Annotated in this window: 17 protein-coding genes and 8 tRNA genes; 22 read left to right on the top strand and 3 right to left on the bottom strand. The window is 41.0% G+C overall.

What is annotated here, in order from left to right; genetic code table 11:
• Positions 1-20: 20 nt before the first annotated feature.
• Positions 21-638, bottom strand: coding sequence for an arylesterase (locus tag PHAL_RS0105290; protein ID WP_016707378.1), 618 nt, complete (start codon positions 636-638; stop codon positions 21-23).
• On the opposite strand from PHAL_RS0105290, the gene PHAL_RS0105285 reads away from it, so the two are divergent.
• The 20 genes from PHAL_RS0105285 to PHAL_RS0105190 all read left to right on the top strand — a co-directional run bounded on the left by PHAL_RS0105285 (position 639) and on the right by PHAL_RS0105190 (position 14,490).
• Complete coding sequence (locus PHAL_RS0105285; RefSeq protein ID WP_016707377.1) at positions 639-1,352, top strand: ABC transporter ATP-binding protein; 714 nt, start codon at positions 639-641, stop codon at positions 1,350-1,352.
• Positions 1,342-3,843 (top strand): ABC transporter permease, encoded by a 2,502-nt coding sequence (locus PHAL_RS0105280; RefSeq protein WP_016707376.1) that lies wholly within the window; start codon positions 1,342-1,344, stop codon positions 3,841-3,843. Before PHAL_RS0105285 ends, PHAL_RS0105280 begins: the two co-directional genes overlap by 11 nt.
• A 114-nt stretch (positions 3,844-3,957) precedes the next feature.
• Positions 3,958-4,482, top strand: coding sequence for a crossover junction endodeoxyribonuclease RuvC (gene ruvC / locus PHAL_RS0105275; RefSeq protein ID WP_016707375.1), 525 nt, complete (start codon positions 3,958-3,960; stop codon positions 4,480-4,482).
• Position 4,483: 1 nt separating this feature from the next.
• The gene (gene ruvA / locus PHAL_RS0105270; protein WP_016707374.1) at positions 4,484-5,101 is read left to right on the top strand and encodes a Holliday junction branch migration protein RuvA; all 618 of its coding nucleotides are present in this window, start codon (positions 4,484-4,486) and stop codon (positions 5,099-5,101) included.
• A 7-nt stretch (positions 5,102-5,108) separates the two neighbouring features.
• Positions 5,109-6,116: a Holliday junction branch migration DNA helicase RuvB gene (gene ruvB, locus PHAL_RS0105265; RefSeq protein ID WP_016707373.1), complete on the top strand. Its 1,008-nt coding sequence runs from the start codon at positions 5,109-5,111 to the stop codon at positions 6,114-6,116.
• Between the two features lie 877 nt (positions 6,117-6,993).
• A complete protein-coding gene (tolQ, locus tag PHAL_RS0105260) occupies positions 6,994-7,698 on the top strand; it encodes a protein TolQ (RefSeq protein ID WP_016707372.1) in 705 nt (234 codons plus the stop codon).
• A complete protein-coding gene (tolR, locus tag PHAL_RS0105255; protein WP_016707371.1) occupies positions 7,685-8,119 on the top strand; it encodes a protein TolR in 435 nt (144 codons plus the stop codon). Before tolQ ends, tolR begins: the two co-directional genes overlap by 14 nt.
• Position 8,120: 1 nt before the next feature.
• On the top strand, positions 8,121-9,047 hold the full coding sequence (gene tolA, locus PHAL_RS0105250) for a cell envelope integrity protein TolA (protein ID WP_016707370.1): 927 nt from the start codon (positions 8,121-8,123) through the stop codon (positions 9,045-9,047).
• Between the two features lie 9 nt (positions 9,048-9,056).
• Entirely contained in the window at positions 9,057-10,415 is a 1,359-nt protein-coding gene (gene tolB, locus PHAL_RS0105245) for a Tol-Pal system beta propeller repeat protein TolB (protein WP_016707369.1), read from the top strand.
• A gap of 35 nt (positions 10,416-10,450) precedes the next feature.
• The gene (pal, locus tag PHAL_RS0105240; protein WP_016707368.1) at positions 10,451-10,993 is read left to right on the top strand and encodes a peptidoglycan-associated lipoprotein Pal; all 543 of its coding nucleotides are present in this window, start codon (positions 10,451-10,453) and stop codon (positions 10,991-10,993) included.
• 13 nt (positions 10,994-11,006) lie between these two features.
• Entirely contained in the window at positions 11,007-11,759 is a 753-nt protein-coding gene (ybgF, locus tag PHAL_RS0105235) for a tol-pal system protein YbgF (protein WP_016707367.1), read from the top strand.
• A gap of 168 nt (positions 11,760-11,927) precedes the next feature.
• Positions 11,928-12,003: transfer RNA gene (locus PHAL_RS0105230), tRNA-Lys, on the top strand.
• Between the two features lie 77 nt (positions 12,004-12,080).
• Positions 12,081-12,156: transfer RNA gene (locus PHAL_RS0105225), tRNA-Lys, on the top strand.
• Between the two features lie 77 nt (positions 12,157-12,233).
• A tRNA-Lys gene (locus tag PHAL_RS0105220) sits at positions 12,234-12,309 on the top strand.
• A gap of 77 nt (positions 12,310-12,386) precedes the next feature.
• Positions 12,387-12,462 (top strand) — tRNA-Lys (locus PHAL_RS0105215).
• Positions 12,463-12,539: 77 nt separating this feature from the next.
• A tRNA-Lys gene (locus PHAL_RS0105210) sits at positions 12,540-12,615 on the top strand.
• Between the two features lie 77 nt (positions 12,616-12,692).
• Positions 12,693-12,768: transfer RNA gene (locus PHAL_RS0105205), tRNA-Lys, on the top strand.
• Between the two features lie 65 nt (positions 12,769-12,833).
• Positions 12,834-12,909: transfer RNA gene (locus PHAL_RS0105200), tRNA-Lys, on the top strand.
• Positions 12,910-13,212: 303 nt separating this feature from the next.
• The gene (nadA, locus tag PHAL_RS0105195) at positions 13,213-14,253 is read left to right on the top strand and encodes a quinolinate synthase NadA (RefSeq protein ID WP_016707366.1); all 1,041 of its coding nucleotides are present in this window, start codon (positions 13,213-13,215) and stop codon (positions 14,251-14,253) included.
• A gap of 148 nt (positions 14,254-14,401) precedes the next feature.
• Positions 14,402-14,490: transfer RNA gene (locus tag PHAL_RS0105190), tRNA-Ser, on the top strand.
• 55 nt (positions 14,491-14,545) lie between these two features.
• On the opposite strand, the gene PHAL_RS0105185 is transcribed toward PHAL_RS0105190, so the two are convergent.
• Positions 14,546-14,941, bottom strand: coding sequence for a DUF2750 domain-containing protein (locus PHAL_RS0105185; RefSeq protein WP_016707365.1), 396 nt, complete (start codon positions 14,939-14,941; stop codon positions 14,546-14,548).
• 73 nt (positions 14,942-15,014) lie between these two features.
• Positions 15,015-15,596 carry a TetR/AcrR family transcriptional regulator gene (locus PHAL_RS0105180; RefSeq protein ID WP_016707364.1) on the bottom strand — a complete coding sequence of 194 codons (582 nt, stop codon included), beginning with the start codon at positions 15,594-15,596 and terminating at the stop codon, positions 15,015-15,017.
• 126 nt (positions 15,597-15,722) lie between these two features.
• On the opposite strand from PHAL_RS0105180, the gene PHAL_RS0105175 reads away from it, so the two are divergent.
• Entirely contained in the window at positions 15,723-16,766 is a 1,044-nt protein-coding gene (locus PHAL_RS0105175; RefSeq protein WP_016707363.1) for an alkene reductase, read from the top strand.
• Positions 16,767-17,139: 373 nt separating this feature from the next.
• Positions 17,140-19,179, top strand: a complete 2,040-nt coding sequence (locus tag PHAL_RS0105170; RefSeq protein ID WP_016707362.1) for an EAL domain-containing protein — start codon at positions 17,140-17,142, stop codon at positions 19,177-19,179.
• Positions 19,180-19,187: the final 8 nt, after the last annotated feature.

Here is a 19,187-nt window from a genome sequence, read left to right as displayed (position 1 = left end):
GCGAAATAAATTTTCTGCGGTTAGTTTATCCAGTCATTGATCGATTTATACATCGTATCTCGTAGCATAGGTTGAGCAGTTTTGTTAGGGTGTATGTTGTCGTTTTGCATTAGGTTTTTATCTGCAGCGATATCAAGCACGAAAAACGGCATTAAATGGCTATCGGTTTCATCAGCAATAGTGGCAAAACTTGCGGTAAATTGCCCGGTATAACGTGGTCCATAGTTAGGTGGAATGTGTATTTCCATAATTGCTACTTTGGCATCGGCTTGTTTGCTCTTATTGACTAAACTTGTTAGGTTTTCTTTCAGCCGTTTAATTGGAAAGCCACGTAGGCCGTCGTTACCACCGAGCTCGATAAGTACATGGCTAGGTTGAAATTCATTGAGTAGAGCGTCTAAACGACGCAGTGCGCCACCGGTGGTTTCGCCACTGATACTGGCATTGATCAGTTGTATAGATGCTTGTTCAGCATCATATTTATCTTGTAACAACTGAACCCAGCCTTGTTCTTGTTTTAACCCGTAGGCGGCACTTAAACTGTCTCCTAAAATTAAAATTGTGTTGTCAGCTGCTGCAGTAAGTGGTTTGATTACTAACAGTAAAACGAATATAAAACGTAGGATTGAATACATCATATGTCAGCGCTATCTCAATTAAATATTATTCAGGTTAAAGATCTTTCAAAAACGGTTACTACCCTTGAAGGGGATTTGCCCATCCTCAGCGACATCACCTTTAATGTCAAGTCTGGGGATTCAGTGGCGGTGGTTGGTACATCTGGCTCTGGCAAGTCAACCTTACTTAGTTTACTAGCAGGTCTGGATCAGTCAACGCAAGGTTCAATTTATTTAGACGGCGAGCCATTGCATGAACTTGATGAAGAAGCACGTGCAGCACTCAGAGCAGCTAAAGTGGGTTTTGTATTTCAATCTTTCATGTTAGTGCAGAGTTTAACCGCACTTGAAAACGTAATGCTACCTGCTGAGCTTGCAGGCGAAAAAAATGCCAAACAGCAGGCACTTGAGTTACTTGAAAAAGTGGGCTTGAGTCATCGTGTTGAGCATTACCCATCGCAACTCTCTGGTGGCGAGCAACAACGTGTTGCTATTGCTCGAGCATTTATTGGCACGCCCAAAATATTATTCGCAGATGAGCCGTCCGCTAACCTTGATAGCAAAAATGGTAAATTAATAGAATCATTGTTATTCGACCTTAATAAAATGCACGGCACTACCTTAGTGTTAGTCACCCATGACGAAGCGCTGGCTGCGAAATGTCAGCATGTTTTGCAAATTGAAGCGGGGCAATTAGTTAAAAATACCAATGAGGCTGTGGCGAATGTGGGCTAAATTAGCGTTAAAATTATTTAGTCGTGAGTTTCGCCGTGGTGAACTCACGGTGATCTGTGCGGCAATATCGCTGGCGGTATTGACGGTATTAACACTTTCTATGGTAACTGACCGAATAGGGCAAAGCATTGCGCAAAAAAGCAGTGCCTTTATTGCTGCTGATCGTGTGTTGGCAAGTAATCATGTGCTACCCGATGAGTATTTAACGAAAGCCAGCGAGTATAATTTGCAAACCGCGCAGTTAACTTACTTTGATACTATGTTATTTGCTAATGATGAAATGCAATTAAGCTCAGTGAAGGCAGTATCGGAGCATTACCCACTAAAAGGTGAACTTAAAGTCAAAAGTAGTTTAACTGGTGAGATAGAAGTTGCTACGCAGGGACCATCGGTGGGTAATGTGTGGTTCAGTGAATCGGTATTTTATGCGTTAAATGTAAAAGTGGGTGATACCGTTGAGCTAGGGGCTGCACAATTTAATATCGAAAAAGTGCTAGTTGAAGAGCCGGATGCGCCATTTAATATTTTTTCGAGCAGTCGTCGTGTGTTGTTAAACAATCAAGACGTAGAAAAAACCGAAGTTATTCAACCTGGCAGCCGTGTTTTTTACCGTCAATTGTACAGCGGCGATGAAGGTGATATTAGCGACTTTTATGGGTGGCTAAAGCCACAAATAAAAGAAAACCAGCAATGGTACGGAGTAAAAGACAGACAATCGCCTATTGCTAATAGCTTAAACCGCGCTGAAAGTTTTTTATTACTCGCGGGGTTATTAGGGATTATTTTAGCGGCAGTGGCCATTGCGGTGTCGGCTAAACGTTATTGTGAGCGCCAATATGACCCTGTTGCGATGATGAAAACGCTCGGTGGTAGCCGCGCGATGATCCGCAAAATCTACTTACTGCACTTATCTTTAGTGTGTGGTTTATCGGTGATCCTTGGTTTAGCAATTGGTTATGGCTTACAAGAAATTGCCACTGGCTATTTGGCAAAATCAATGAATAACACTTTGCCAGCGGCGGGTTTAAAACCTTGGTTTGTCGCGATCAGCACAGGTGTAATATGTGCCGTGATGTTTTCAATCAAACCGTTATTAGACTTATTTGATATTCCACCGCTTAGAGTATTACGCCGTAACTTGGGCGATAAGTTGTTAGTGAGTAAAGTGCATTTAGGCATGTCGGCTGTGACGGTATTTTTACTCATGTGGCTATTTAGTAATAACTTAAAAATCACCGCTATTTTATTTGTATCAACGTTGATTTTAATCGCTATCTTATTTTTGCTCTCGCGGTTGATCTTCGGTGGTGGTCGTAAGTTAGGCCTGCGTCCAGGTAGTAGCTGGTCACTTGCGATTGCCTCTATTCAAAAACGTGCCAATGCCAATGCGGTGCAGTTGATCAGTTTTTCACTTGCTATAAAACTGCTGTTATTTTTAGTGGTACTTAAAAATGATATGATCGCGGATTGGCAGTCGCAACTACCTAGCGACGCGCCAAATGCCTTTTTGGTTAATATCACTGAAACAGAATTACCAGATGTTAATGCGTTTTTAGAACAAAAGAACATTCAGGTGTCTGACTTTTATCCAACTGTGCGAGGGCGTGTAAACGCAGTGAATGGCGAACTGGTTGCCCGTGAAGTGTCATTACAAGATAACGAAAAGAAAGACGAAGAAGCCCGCTCAGGTATAGGTCGCGAGCTTAATCTTACTTGGCTTGAGCAAGCGCCTGCACAAAATGAGATCATTGATGGTAAGTGGTTTGCTGATAACGCGACCGCGGAGGCGTCAATAGAAGAGTCTATGCTTGAACGCTTAGATGTAAAACTTGGTGATACCTTGACCTTTTTAATCGGTGCACAGTCGTTTGATGCCAAAATTACCAGTGTTCGTAAAGTGAATTGGGCAACGCTAAAGCCTAACTTCTTTATTATTTTAAGTCCTGATGTTTTAGCGGATTTTCCGGCAACCTATATTTCATCGGTACGAATTAATGCCGAGCAAAAACGCGACTTTAGTCAATTATTACGTAGTTACCCAACCATCAACGCCATCGACGTAGATAGTTTTGTCACTCAAATACGCTCAACTATTTCGCAAGTATCCCTAGCAATTGGTTTTGTATTAGCGATTGTGGTGTTGTGCGGCGGCTTAGTATTGATCTCACAAGTACAAGCAAGCTTGGGTGAGCGGATGCAAGAAATTGTTATATTGCGTACCTTAGGGGCAAAAGGACGGTTAATAAAAAATGCGACCTTGTATGAATTTTTATTACTCGGCAGCGCAGCAGGCTTCGTAGCTGCGTTGGTTAGCGATGTTGCCTTATTAATCGTGCAACGTGAGATGTTCGATTTAGCCGGTAAGCTGCACCCACATATTTGGTTAATTGGGCCAATAGTAGGGGGCATGTTTGTAGCATCTCTAGGTTACTTCATGATAGCCCGAACCATGCGTAAAAATACTCAAGGTTTGCTGCGCTCTTTAGCCTAACAGGTTAGCAATTGAACAAGCCCGTTTTTACGGGCTTTTTTGCACTGGTAATTTATACAGTGCTCTGGCATTATTACTGCAATTAATTATTTATTTATACTGATTGGGCACGTATTGGCTATTATTTTAGGGATTGATCCTGGCTCGCGTTTAACTGGTTATGGGGTAATTGCCCATCAAGGGGCTAAATTTACTTATTTAGGTAGTGGCTGTATTAAATTGGCTGATCATGATTTTCCCATTCGATTAAAAATGATTTACCAAGGTGTTAGTCAACTGATTGAGCAATTTTCGCCGGATCACTTCGCTATCGAAAAAGTGTTTATGGCGCATAACCCAGATTCAGCATTAAAACTGGGGCAAGCCCGTGGTGCGGCAATAGTAGGCGCAGCTATCGCAGAACTGCCCGTTTTTGAGTATTCTGCGCGGCAAATAAAACAAGCCGTAGTGGGTAATGGTGGTGCCGATAAAAGCCAAGTACAGCACATGGTTAAAAATATTTTAAAATTGCCCGGTACCCCGCAAGCAGACGCCGCCGATGCATTGGCAATTGCAATATGCCATGCTCATTCAGATCAAAATTTAATAAAACTAGCGGGCAGTGCCAGTAAAACCGTTAGAGGACGATTAAGGAAATAACATGATAGGTCGCTTAAATGGCATTTTAGTCGAAAAACAACCGCCAGAAATCTTACTTGAAGTAAGTGGAGTGGGTTATGAAGTAAATATGCCAATGACCTGCTTTTATGATCTGCCTAATATTGGCGAGCAGGCCATTGTATATACGCATTTTGTAGTGAGAGAAGACGCACAATTATTGTTTGGTTTTAATAATAAAACTGAACGCGCATTATTTAGAGAGTTATTAAAAGCGAACGGCGTAGGGCCTAAACTCGGTTTAGCGATTTTGTCTGGTATGTCTGCTAAACAATTTGTGAACTGCGTGAATAATGAAGATGCCACAAGCTTAGTTAAGCTCCCTGGAGTTGGCAAAAAAACCGCTGAGCGCTTAGTACTAGAAATGAAAGATCGATTGAAAGATTGGGGTAATGACTTATTCACGCCATTTAGTGATAATGCGGTGATAGAGCCTGCTGCCGATACGTTGATCGCAAATAATGCGGCAGATGACGCGGTTTCGGCCTTAGTGTCATTGGGTTATAAATTGGCGCAAGCACAAAAAACAGTAAAATCAGTAGCCAAACCTGATATGTCTACAGAGGTTCTTATTAAAGAATCTTTAAAATCAATGTTGTGAGTAAACCATGATTGAAGCGGATCGTTTAATTGATGCGACAGAACAAAGTAATGAAGATGTTGTTGATCGCGCTATACGGCCAAAACTATTAGCCGATTACACAGGTCAGCCCCATGTTAAACAGCAAATGGAAATATTTATAGAGGCGGCTCGAACCCGTGGTGAAGCACTCGATCATTTATTAATATTTGGCCCTCCAGGGTTAGGTAAAACCACCTTGGCGAATATTGTTGCGAACGAGCTGAATGTCAGTATTAAAACCACATCAGGCCCGGTACTTGAAAAAGCAGGGGACTTAGCCGCGCTACTTACCAATCTTGAAGAAGGTGATGTACTGTTTATAGATGAAATACACAGACTTAGTCCTCAAGTTGAAGAGATTTTATATCCTGCCATGGAAGATTACCAACTTGATTTAATGATTGGTGAAGGCCCTGCAGCACGGTCAATCAAGCTTGATTTACCTGCCTTTACACTCATTGGCGCCACTACGCGGGCAGGCTCGTTAACATCACCGCTGAGAGATCGCTTTGGTATTGTGCAGCGCTTAGAATTTTATTCTGTTGCTGATCTCTCAACCATAGTAGGGCGTTCAGCACATTATTTAAATTTACAAATGTGTGATGATGGCGCAGCTGAAATAGCGAAACGCTCTCGTGGCACTCCGCGTATTGCAAATCGATTATTGCGTCGAGTACGTGATTACACGCAAGTAAAATCAGATGGAACTGTTAATGCTGAAGTAGCAGAGCAGGCGCTGAACATGATTGATGTTGATAAAAGTGGTTTTGACTACATGGATCGTAAATACTTGCTTGCCATCATAGAAAAATTTATGGGTGGCCCTGTAGGCTTAGATAACTTAGCAGCCGCCATCGGTGAAGAAAAAGAAACCATCGAAGATGTGATTGAACCATACTTGATCCAGCAAGGTTTCATACAGCGAACTCCACGCGGGCGGATTGTGTCTGATAACGCTTACCATCACTTTGGCTTATTAGCAAAGCAACAGTAAATCTCACTTCCAGTGGTTATACGCGCATGTATAGCCACCTATAGTTGTCTTTTTAACCGCTTAGCCTATGTACATAGGTATTTAGTTGTTGTAACAAATATAATTCACATGCTGTTAAGTTTGTAAACGATATTGTATCCCACATAGCGCGGCGCTTAGCTTTTATTTAGGGCAAAAAAAAAGCCCGCATAAAGATGCGGGCAAACAACAAGTTGAAGGAAGTAATCTAGGGAACACAGCTTAAACTCATCAAGTTTTATCAAGAGGACTTTAAGCTTAGCAATACGAAAAATCAGATTCATATTGCAAAGAACTGGGCTTCATGAAGTATTCATTACTGCGCTAGCTCGGTATGTGAGAATAATACGCAATAGTTGTTTTTTGTTCAAACTAGAAAAATTTAATTTTCAGATAAAAAAAACTAATAGCTAGACTTTTTTGTTTTCTTTATTTGTGTTCATAAAATTCACAGAAAGTTATTAGTTTGTTGAATTTATGAAACTTTATTTAGTTGGTTGGTTTTTAAACGGATTAGTTAAACTGTCCTGTTTTAAACTTTAAATGGTGCTTTTGCGTGGTTATGCACACATAGTGAATAAACGCAGTGTTTTATAGAGTTTTTGTTGATAAATACGCACCGTGCCAGAATATTTATCTAGGTCGTTGGAAATAGAGCTTGAATTGCGTTGGCTGATTTAGCTAAATAAAAAGTTGCAGACCTGCTTTTCAACGTTTTTTGTTGCTAATTCACAGCAATAGCGTTGTCAGTAACGAGCTGAATAGATACACTAGTTGCAACTTTAGGCCAACCTGTTGGTCTGATAGCTAGCGTATAAAGAAATGGTATTTTTACAAGAAATCTTATTAGGAGTTTAATGTGGGTTCAGGGCTTAATTTTTTAGATTTAATTCTAGAAGCAAGTTTTCTTGTGCAGTTGGTAATGTTGGCACTCGTTGCAATGTCAGTCATGTCATGGGCAATAATTTTTCAACGTAAGAAAGCTATTTCTGATGCGTTAACACAAGCAAAACGTTTTGAACAAAAGTTTTGGTCTGGCATCGATTTAAGTAAACTTTACAACGAAATATCGTCACGCAGTGGTAATTCAAGTGGTATAGAAGCATTGTTTATTGCTGGCTTTAAAGAATTTGCACGCCATAAAAAAACATCGTTTCAAAGTGCCAGTATTGTAATGGAAGGTACACACCGCTCAATGCGTGTGGCTTTATCTCGTGAAATTGAAAAACTAGAATCAAGCTTATCGTTTTTGGCAACGGTTGGCTCTATTAGCCCTTATATTGGTTTATTTGGTACTGTGTGGGGCATAATGAATGCCTTTATCGCGCTGGGTGAAGTTAAGCAAGCAACCTTACAGATGGTAGCACCAGGCATTGCCGAGGCGTTGATAGCTACAGCAATGGGTCTATTTGCAGCAATCCCAGCTGTAATTGCCTATAACCGCTTTGCTAACAAAGTTGAAAAACTTGAGTCTCACTACATTAACTTTATGGAAGAGTTCGCGAATATTTTACACCGTCAAGCAGCTACACAAATAGAGGCAAAAGCGAATGTATCAGCGTAAGAAACGTCGTCCTGTTGCAGAGATAAACGTAGTTCCTTATATAGATGTAATGTTGGTATTATTGATCATCTTTATGGCAACAGCGCCTTTGATCACTCACGGTGTTAAAGTTGATTTACCAAAAATGGAAGAATCAGATTTAGTTGATACTAAAGATACACCGCCAATTATTGCCTCTATTGATTCGCAAGGTAAGTACTATGTAAGCATTGGTACTGATCCTGAGGAGCCTATGGAAGCTTTAGATGTTGCTGCAGTGATCAAATTACAATTAATGAAAAATCCAGAAACGCCAGTAATGATCAAAGGATCAGGCAAAGTATCGTACCAAGAGGTATTGTTACTAATGGACTTTTTGAAAAACGCAGGCGTACCTTCGGTAGGTTTAATGACTGAATCATTTGAAGGGAATAAAAAATAGTATGGGTGCTTCAGTAGTAAAATCAGTGTTGTTGCACCTTGCGATTATAGGCGTGCTAATTGGCACTGCAAATTTTCATACTTCAGCACCTTCAGTAATGGAAGTAACATTAAATACTGCCATGCCTGAGGCTGAGAACGCGGTGTCAGCGGTGACTGTTGACCAAAAAATGGTTGAGCAAAAGATTGCTGAGTTAAAACGTCAAGAAGATGATAAAAAACGTGCTGAAGATAAACGTATTCGTGATTTAGAGCGCCGTGCATCGGATGCTCGTAAGCAACGTGAAGCAGAAGATAGACGAATTAAAAAATTAGAGCAAGAGCGTCGCGCGAAAGAGAAAGAAACCGCACAAGCACAAGCACAGGCGAAAAAAGCCCGCGAAATTGAGCAAAAAGAACGTGAAAAAGCACAGCAAGCTGAAAAGCAAAAAGAGCAAGCTGAACTCGCTGCGAAAGCGGCTGCTGAAAAACGCAAAGCTGAAGAAGAAGCACTTAAAAAGGCGGAAGCAGAGCGCAAGCGTCAAGAGCAAGAAGCTAAAGAGCGTGCAGAAGCTGCTGAAGCCGCGCGTCAAAAAGCATTACAAGAACAAATGTTGCAAGAACAGCTAGCGTCAGAGCAAGCTGCACGTAATAAAGTTCGTCAACAACAAGTTGGCACTGAGGTTGATAAATACAAAGCATTAATAATGGCGCGGATCCAGCAAAACTTATTAATCGATGAAAAAATGAAAAATCAACAATGTCGTGTCAATATACGTCTAGGCTTTAATGGCTTGGTAACGCAGGTTAAATCATTAGGCGGTGATAAGTTAGTATGTGAAGCGGCGCTTAGAGCGGTGCGTATGGCTGATACGCTGCCAGTTTCTAAAGATAAAGATGTGTTTGAGCAATTAAAAAATATTAACTTAACAATTAAGCCACAATTTTAAAGGAATGGTATGTTCAACAAGTTGAAAACAGTTTGTTTAATTTTCGTTTTAGGCTTTGCTGGTGTTGCCAATGCAGCACTTGAAATAGTCATCACAGAGGGTATTGATGGAGCACGGCCTATTGCTATTGTGCCATTTAAATACAAGGGTGTTGGGCCAATTCCGCAAAAGCTCAGCACTGTAATTGCTGCTGATTTAATGCGCAGCGGAAAGTTTAAACCAATTGATGTAAATGAGATGCCGCAGTTGCCTAGTAAAGATGCAGACGTTGACTATGCTGCATGGGTAAATAAAGGTGTTGAAGCTATTTTAGTAGGTGAAGTTGAACAACAAACTGATGGCCGTTACTTAGTGCGTTATGAGTTGGTTGATGTTATTCGTGGTCAAATCACTGGCGGCGAAACGCAAATGATGAGCAATGGCAAGCTAATTAAAAGCCAAGATCATATTCAAGAAGCACGCGAGAGTGTAATTAGTGATACTGGCTTTAGACGTTATGCACACCGCATTAGTGATGTTATTTATGAAAAACTCACTGGTGAACGTGGCGCATTTTTAACTAAAATTGCGTATGTTATCGTGCGTGATGATGAACCTAAGCCGTATCAGCTAGTGGTAGCCGACTATGATGGTTTTAACGAGCAAGTATTGTTGCGCTCGCAAGAGCCATTGATGTCACCAGCGTGGTCACCTGATGGTACCAAGCTTGCGTATGTAACATTTGAGAATCGTCAAAGCCAAATTTATATCCAAGATTTATACTCAGGCAAACGTGAGTTAATCACTAGCCATCAAGGTATTAACGGTGCACCGCAGTTTTCGCCAGACGGCAAAAAATTACTTTTGGTACTATCAAAGGACAGAAACGGCGCAACAGAAGTGTATATGCTAGACTTAGCAACACGTAAAGAAACCCGTTTGACTAACCACCGTAGTATAGATACTGAACCGTCTTGGCATCCTAATGGTCAAGATATCGTGTTTACCTCTGAAAGGGGTGGTAATGCTCAGATTTATAAGTTAAATTTACAAACAGGTAGGTCACAACGAATGACCTTTGACGGTGACATGAATCTAGCAGGTTCAGTTACCCCTGATGGCAAAGAATTAGTGATGGTTAACCGTACCAACGGGCAGTACCATCTCGCTAAGAAAGAGCTGGCTACAGGCGCATTTCAAGTGTTAACGCGAACGCGCCTAGATGAATCACCGAGCATAGCGCCAAACGGTTCGATGATCATTTATAGCACGCTTCATAATAATAAGCAGGTACTAGCGCTAGTATCAATGGACGGTCGCTTTAAAGCACGGTTACCTGTGCTAAATGGACAAGTAAAGGCACCTGCGTGGTCGCCTTATTTACAATAATATTTGCTGGTTTACTCAATATAGGAATCTACTCAATGCAACTTAATAAAATACTTAAAGGCCTGCTAATTGCTGTGCCAGTTATGACACTAGCAGCTTGTAGCTCATCTTCAGATATCGATGAAGGTGCAGCAAATCAATCAAATCAAGCAACTGTAGAGCAAACAGCGAATACTGATACAGTTGAAGTGGCTACATTGACGCCAGAGCAACAAGCACAAGAAGAACTTCGTCAGAAGTATGACGAATTACGTAAAGAACAAATTATTTACTTTGATTTTGATAAAGCAACAATTCAAGGTCAGTACGGTGAATTACTTCGTGCACACGCAGAGTTTTTAGTTAAAAACCCATCAGTTAAAGTATTAATTGAAGGTCATGCTGATGAACGTGGTACACCTGAGTACAATATTGCTCTTGGTGAGCACCGTGGCCAAGCAGTTGAAAAATACCTACAAAGCTTAGGTGTTTCAGCAAGCCAAATGTCAGTAGTGAGCTATGGTGAAGAAAAGCCAATGGTTAAATCACGTACTGAATCTGCTTTCGCTAAAAACCGCCGTGCGGTACTAGTTTACTAAGATTAGAGACATTATGAAGCCGAAAATTATTTTGGCAGCCATGATATTGAGCGGGAGCACCCACGTTTGGGCTGCTCCCGCTCCTGTTTCAGAAGCTGCGAGTTCACAATCGAGTATAGAAAAACGCCTTGCTGCCCTTGAAAACATGATGCAGTCGCGTAACTTGTTACAAGTTGAGTTACAACAACAGCTTAATGTACTGCAAGATGAAGTGAGCCAAGTTCGTGGGATCACCGAAGAGCAAACCTATAAACTAGAAAAAGTGTTACAGCGTCAGCGCGAGCTTTATCAAGAAATTGAAAATCGTGTTAGCCAAGCTTATTCACAACCTAGTGCATCCAGTGCTGATCAATATGCAGACCCTGTTCCATCGCAAGCAATTAGCTCAGATCTGTCCGAGAATGAAGCTTACGAGCGCGCAGTAGCATTAATAATGAAAGACAAGCGTTACGATCAGGCAATTCCAGAGTTTCAAACCTTTTTAACAACGTACCCAAACTCTGTGTATGCATCAAACGCTCATTATTGGTTAGGGCAATTACTGACAATTAAAAATGATCCAGTAAAAGCGTCGGAACACTTTAAAGTTGTTGTCAATGAATTTCCAAATTCAAATAAACGTCCTGATGCAATGTTGAAGCTTGGTACTTTGTTACAAGAACAAGGTTTAGCTGAGCAAGCATTAAAAACGTTGAGTGATTTGATCAATCAATACCCAAGTACAACTGCTGCAAAGTTGGCCACTGATCGCATTGCAAAAATGTAGAATCAGCTTGATTAGACTGCTTTTTGTCATAAGCGGTCTAAAATTGGTCAACTAGACATAAAAACTTAAAAAAAGAGACATTTTCTGTTGCACTCATTTTTTAAATAAGTATTATAAGCGCCCGCAGCAAACGAATGGTTCAACCACTCAAATTGCGGCAAAAAGAGCGGGTCATTAGCTCAATTGGTAGAGCAGTGGACTTTTAATCCATTGGTCGATGGTTCAAGTCCATCATGACCCACCATTCTTTATTCGGCTTTATGCTATAAGTTGAATGGTTTCAATCGGCGGATTTACGCAGGCTTTTATAAGCACCAGAGCGGGTCATTAGCTCAGTTGGTAGAGCAGTGGACTTTTAATCCATTGGTCGATGGTTCAAGTCCATCATGACCCACCATTCTTTATTTGGCTTTATGCTAAGAGTTGAATGGTTTCAATCGGCGGATTTACGCACGCTTTTAAAAGCACCAGAGCGGGTCATTAGCTCAGTTGGTAGAGCAGTGGACTTTTAATCCATTGGTCGATGGTTCAAGTCCATCATGACCCACCATTCTTTATTTGGCTTTATGCTAAGAGTTGAATGCTTTCAATCGGCGGATTTACGCACGCTTTTATAAGCACCAGAGCGGGTCATTAGCTCAGTTGGTAGAGCAGTGGACTTTTAATCCATTGGTCGATGGTTCAAGTCCATCATGACCCACCATTCTTTATTTGGCTTCATGCTATAAGTTGAATGGTTTCAATCGGCGGATTTACGCAGGCTTTTACAAGCACCAGAGCGGGTCATTAGCTCAGTTGGTAGAGCAGTGGACTTTTAATCCATTGGTCGATGGTTCAAGTCCATCATGACCCACCATTCTTTATTTGGCTTTATGCTATAAGTTGAATGGTTTCAATCGGCGGATCTACGTAGGCTTTTACAAGCATCAGAGCGGGTCATTAGCTCAGTTGGTAGAGCAGTGGACTTTTAATCCATTGGTCGATGGTTCAAGTCCATCATGACCCACCATTCTTTACAGTGTACAGAATGGTTTTAATCGGCGGATCTACGTAGGCTTTTACAAGCACCAGAGCGGGTCATTAGCTCAGTTGGTAGAGCAGTGGACTTTTAATCCATTGGTCGATGGTTCAAGTCCATCATGACCCACCATTTGGTATTTCCTCTTTGCGTAAAGTTACTCTCCTTGTATTTCATAAGTTTCATTCGGCACAATTAATGAGCTCACTGCTAAAATATAAATTAGTGTTCTCTGCAATTGCTCCTGCATTGCTCTACCTCCTGCATCCATGCAGTCGTACATAAAAAATTACTAACGTTGTTAGCGCTTTATTTAGCCCGCTTAAATGGTTTAATAGTTAAGTCGAGTGGTATTTATGAGCACTACTGTTATTTAGTTTTATATTCTCGTATAATTCGCCCCATAAATGCACTGTAGATTTAAGTGGTCGAGAAATGAGTTTAGCTCAAACTATTATGCCTGAAGGTTATATCTTTCCTCCTAAGCCAGCTCCGTTGAACGTTGATGAGCAAGCGCAATACAAAGCACGTATCAAACAACTATTGATTGATAAGAATGCTGTATTGGTTGCCCATTATTATACTGATCCTGAAATTCAAGCACTTGCGGAAGAAACGGGCGGTTGTGTTGCTGACTCGTTAGAAATGGCGCGCTTTGGCGCTAAACACGATGCTGACATGATCATTGTCGCGGGTGTGCGCTTTATGGGTGAAACAGCTAAAATTTTAACCCCGAATAAAACTGTCGTTATGCCAACGCTTGCTGCAACCTGCTCACTAGACATTGGTTGCCCGATTGACGAGTTTTCTGCATTTTGCGATCAATACCCTGATCGTAAAGTGGTTGTGTATGCTAATACATCAACAGCTGTTAAAGCACGTGCCGATTGGATCGTCACCTCATCGTGTGCGCTTGAGATTGTTGAACACTTAGATGAAATGGGCGAAAAAATCATCTGGGGCCCAGATAAACACTTAGGCGCCTATATTCAAAAGAATACTGGGGCTGATATGATCATGTGGAATGGCGCATGTATCGTACATGACGAGTTCAAAACCAAAGCCTTAAAAGACATGAAAGCGCTGTATCCAGATGCGGGTGTATTAGTGCACCCAGAATCACCAGCCGAAATTGTTGCTCTAGCTGATGCAGTCGGTTCAACCAGTCAATTAATTAAAGCTGCGCAAACAATGGATAACAAAAAGTTTATTGTGGCCACCGACCGCGGCATTTTTTATAAAATGCAGCAGCTTTGCCCAGATAAAGAATTTGTAGCCGCACCAACAGCAGGTGAGGGCGCAACCTGTAAAAGTTGTGCGCATTGCCCATGGATGGCAATGAACGGCCTCAAAGCGATTGAGGAAGCGTTATTAGATGCAACTGGCAAAGAAGTGTTTGTAGATATGGACCTTCGTGAAGGCGCACTCAAGTCGCTTAATCGCATGCTTGATTTCTCAGCGTCACTTAAGCGCTAAACTTGGTTATAAAGATAAGGCCGCTGATATTGCTCTCAGCGGCCTTTTTTGTTTGTTTACTAAGCAGTTAATTGGCAAAAGGGAAAAACACCTTGCACCACTGAGCGTGATTACATACTATTACGTCGCGTTATAAATTAACGCTTGCGGTGAGGTGGCTGAGTGGCTGAAGGCGCACGCCTGGAAAGTGTGTTTAGGTTAATCCCTAACGAGGGTTCGAATCCCTCCCTCCCGCCATTAGATTCAAAAAAAGCGACCTTGGGTCGCTTTTTTGCTTTATACGGTTGTATGATTAATAGCGTTTTTTAGGTGCTTTAAGTTGGCTATCAAATTCATCAGGAAATAAAATGGTGCCGTCGTCTTCTTCAGTGGGGAATACGGCAATGAGTAGGTCGTCTTGCTCAAGGCCTGGTGTCCAACGTGATTGCCAATCTTTTAATGGAATGGCTTTTGCTGTGCAGTTTTCCCATTCACCAGTAGCCCATGCTTCGGCGTAAATACGCTCTGGCCATACTGGAACACAATCATCATCTTCGTTGGCAAGCATTACACAGCCATCTTCGTCATTTAGTATCCACACTTGTTTGAACTCTTGCACGGTTTCAAACATAAAGGCGAGTCTTTTTTTTGCTCCTAAATTTAAGATTGTCTCAAACTTCTCAGATGCTGCTAAAATTGCATTACTCATTGCTCGGCTCTCTCTTGAATGGCTTTAGTCTTAGTATATTGACTAATATGACATTATGTCGATTAGTTTAAAATTAATTACAGATTGCGTGGTATAAATCATTTGCTAACTGTTGCAAATCGTGTTCACAGCGGTTAGTTAGTGCGTAAGTTCTTAGGCCATACAAACCCATAGTTAAAAAACGAGCAAGTTGTTCACCAGTGCGTGTATTGGCTATTTCACCTTGTTCAATAGCCCGCTTAAATTGTATGGCAAGGGCATTTTCGTAGGCGTTTAAATTTGCCATCAGCGCTTGGCTTATTTGCAGATCTTGCCCTTCAACTTCACTTATACTTTTAGTGAGTAAGCATACTTTCATGGCATCACCGCTGATACATTCAGCAATGATGGAGTCTAAATATAGGCGCAAACTCGGCAAAACCGGCATTTGATCACAAAAAAGAGCCGTGAATTGTTGATTACGATCAGCTTGATATTGCTCAATAGCGGCTAAAAAAATACCTTTTTTATTACCAAATGCAGCATATAAAGAACCGGGATGGAGGGCCGTTACTTGCGTTAATTTTTGCATGCTGGTTTTCGCGTAACCACATTGCATAAAAGCAAGCATCGCTTGGCGCAATACATATTCGCGGTCAAATTCGGCAACTCTCATAGCGCTCTCTTAGGGTAACTGGTGAACGCAGTTTACTTAATCTTGAACAAATATTCAAAATTAGACTTGAATGTTTTATGCTTCGCCCTTATCTTGAATATACATTCAAGATAAGGATTGATAATAATGACCACCGATCTACTGCAACCATTTAAACTTAATAACAGTATTGAATTACAAAATCGCATACTTATGGCGCCTTTAACACGCTGTATGGCGGACGATAACTTAGTACCAACCCAAGCGATGGTTGACTATTATGCACGCCGTGCAGAAGCCGGATTAATTATCAGCGAAGCCACGATAATCCGCCCAGATGCGCAAGGTTACCCAAATACGCCGGGGTTATTTACCAGCGAGCAAATTCAAGGTTGGAAAAAAGTAACAGAGGCAGTACATGCTAACGGCGGTAAAATATTTGCGCAGCTTTGGCATGTAGGTCGTGTTGCACATCCACACTTTTTTGATGGCGAAGTGTTAGCACCATCAGCAATTGGTGTTGAAGGCTCTGTACCACGGATGCGTGAATTAACCTATCAAACACCTAAGGCTGCAACTCTTGACGATATTCAAGGCTTAGTTGCCGATTATGCAAAAGCGGCAGAAAACGCAGTTGAAGCAGGGTTTGATGGCGTAGAAATTCACGGTGCAAATGGCTATTTGATTGATCAGTTTTTACACTTTGCTGCTAATCAGCGCAATGATGAATATGGCCAAACACCAGAGAATATGTCGCGTTTTGCATTAGCAGTGGTCGATGCTGTTATTGCTGCCATTGGGGCAGATAAAACGGCGCTGCGTTTATCGCCTGGTGCTTACTTTAATATGGATGAAGATAGCCGTGATAAAGCCGTATTTGATTATCTACTAAAACAATTAAATACTCGTGATTTGGCTTATTTACATGGTGGTATTTTTGATGACAGCATGCGCTTTGCAAGCCTTGAAGACAAAACTACCTCAGAGTATTTACGGGCTAATTATCAAGGTACCTTAGTGGGAGTGGGCAGTTATGACTTTGATACTGCAAAAGCTGCGATCAATGGTAATAAATTCGATTTAATCGCTATTGGCCGCCCATTTATTGCTAATCCTGATTACGTGAGCAAAATTGCTAATAACGAACAGTTAGTAGCATATGATGAAAGCATGCTAGCTGAACTGATCTAAGTACTAATACCAATCGACTTAAATATTTAACCATTCTAGCGGGCTAAATAAAGCGCTAACTGCGTTATAAATTTTTCATGTACGACTGCATGGATGCAGGAGGTAGAGCAATGCAGGAGCAATTGCCGAGAACAACTACATGTCAAAATTTATGCCTTGTTATCACTGTATTTACCTGTCGCTATAAATGGTCAGTAACTTAACACGATTGGTATAAAAAATTTAATTTATATGAATACCACCGCTTCTCGGTGGTATTTTTTTGCTTGCAGCAACAGCGGCATCAAGCAGGTTAAGGCATTGTTTTAAATAATTAACAATTCTAGGATAAATAAATTATACTCCAAAACAGCACTTAACTTTTGGAACTACTTTGTTGGTTAAAAAGCAATTCAATACACTGTTTTCTGTGTTTGCCCAATCACGGTATATTATTTCCCTACGTGAAGCATTCATTGCATTGATCCCGTATTTTGTAAGTTCAGCACTGGCCATTTTAGTATTAAACCTTGCTGTTAATTTTGCTTTTTTATCTCCCAACGATTTTTTGTATAACGTTATACAACACAGCTCAAATATCATTTCTGTATTATTTCCGCTGATGGTTGCACTGTCGGTAGGCTTTCACCTGTCTAAAAACTTAGGTAACAGTGCAGTGGTTGGCAGTATGCTAGCGTTAGTAGGGTTTTGCACGCACAGTGATTTTTTAGCGCTTAATAATGGCGAATTTGCTGTCAATGGCGCGGGCGCGTCGGCATATGCTGTTTTAGTGCCGTCATTAACCAGCTATTTGCTTATGTTGGGGTATAAATTGACTCCTAAACACTGGCTCGAGTTACCATTGCTCAGTGACTTTTTAAAAGAAAAACTATCTTTAATTGTGCCTTTTAGCTTGGCGTTTTTTGCTCTGTATTTAATTGTTCCCTTCATTGAATTGAGCGTGCAATCGGTTCTACTTTATATTGTCCCAAGTGGTGATGATAGCAGTGTAGCTATGCAATTATTTAAACGTATGATCATCGTCCACAGCTTTTGGTTTTTTGGTGTACATGGTGATAATGCGTATACAATGATGTTTGAGCAGCCGTTTTTACAACACGATATTGTGCCGGGTTTAACAGCAAAAACATTTTACGACACCTTTGTGTTGATTGGTGGTACTGGCTGTTTTATTGGCTTAATTGTCGCTGCGTTTCTGTTGCCAAATGGCAGTCATGAAAAAAGTATCGCAAAGATATCAATCCCGTTTTCGTTATTTAATTTCTGTGAAATCATTTTATTTGCATTGCCGGTATTTTTAAACCCGATGTTGCTAGTGCCTTTTATTTTAGTGCCATGTTTTAACTTTTTGGTCAGTTATTTTTTACTATCAAGTGGGGTTATAGGGTATCAGGAAGTGGCCATTAGTTGGATGACACCAACGATTATCAACGGTGCTATGGTTGGTACAGATGCAACCGCGCCTTTATATCAAGTGTTTTTGATCCTGTGTAATGCCTGTATTTATTACCCGTTTTTGCGGCTAAGCAGTGAAAAAAATAATTACCAAATGGCATTTAATAAACTAAGTAGCCAATTAAATGTGAACGAAGGCTTTGCGGCTAACTCTGAGCAGCGTTTTATTAAACAACAAAGAGCACAGAATTTGTCAAGTGCTCAGCTGACTACTGTGCTAAATACTATTTCAAATGCAAGGCTAGCCTTATATTATCAGCCACAAATAGATTTGAGCTCAGGTCAAGTGAGTGGTTTTGAAGCCTTGCTACGGTTACATAATAACGATGGAAGTGTCTCTGGTCCTTATTTTTTAGATACCCTGATCCTACACAAGCAAACTGATATTATTGATGGCTGGGTAATTAAGCAAGCGGCCCGTGATTTAACGCAGTGGCGCAATGTTGGTTTTAAGCCCAATATCAGTATTAATGTTAATCCTGATGTACTTACCAACACTGCAATGGTTGATAAAATATGCCAGCTGTTTGTTGAATTTGCAGAACAAGTAAAAATTGAAATCGTCGAATCCAGTTACCTTGAACAACAACTCATCGTGACACAGAATATAAACAAGCTGCGTGAGCATAATATCGAAACTGTGTTGGATGATTTTGGGACGGGGTATTCAAGTTTATCTATGTTGACACACTTTCCTGTGAAACACGTTAAATTAGACCGCCAATTTTTACTGCAATGCCAGCAAGATGCAGGTCGGATCCTCTATCAACAAGTAACAGAATTATTTGCCAAGCTTGGCTTTTCTGTTGTTGCAGAAGGAATAGAAACAGTCGCAGAAGAGCAGTGGGTGAAGAGCTTAGGGATCACCACCGCACAAGGCTGGTTATATGCTCCTGCCATGTTACGAAATGAAGTGATTACTTTTACGCAAACCCGTAATAACGCAAATAAAAGCTAAGACTGCCA

Source organism: Pseudoalteromonas haloplanktis ATCC 14393 (assembly GCF_000238355.1).
GTDB classification, from domain to species: Bacteria; Pseudomonadota; Gammaproteobacteria; order Enterobacterales; family Alteromonadaceae; genus Pseudoalteromonas; species Pseudoalteromonas haloplanktis.
Note: the sequence above shows the minus strand (reverse complement) of the source record. Positions and strands in the feature narration are given on the sequence as shown.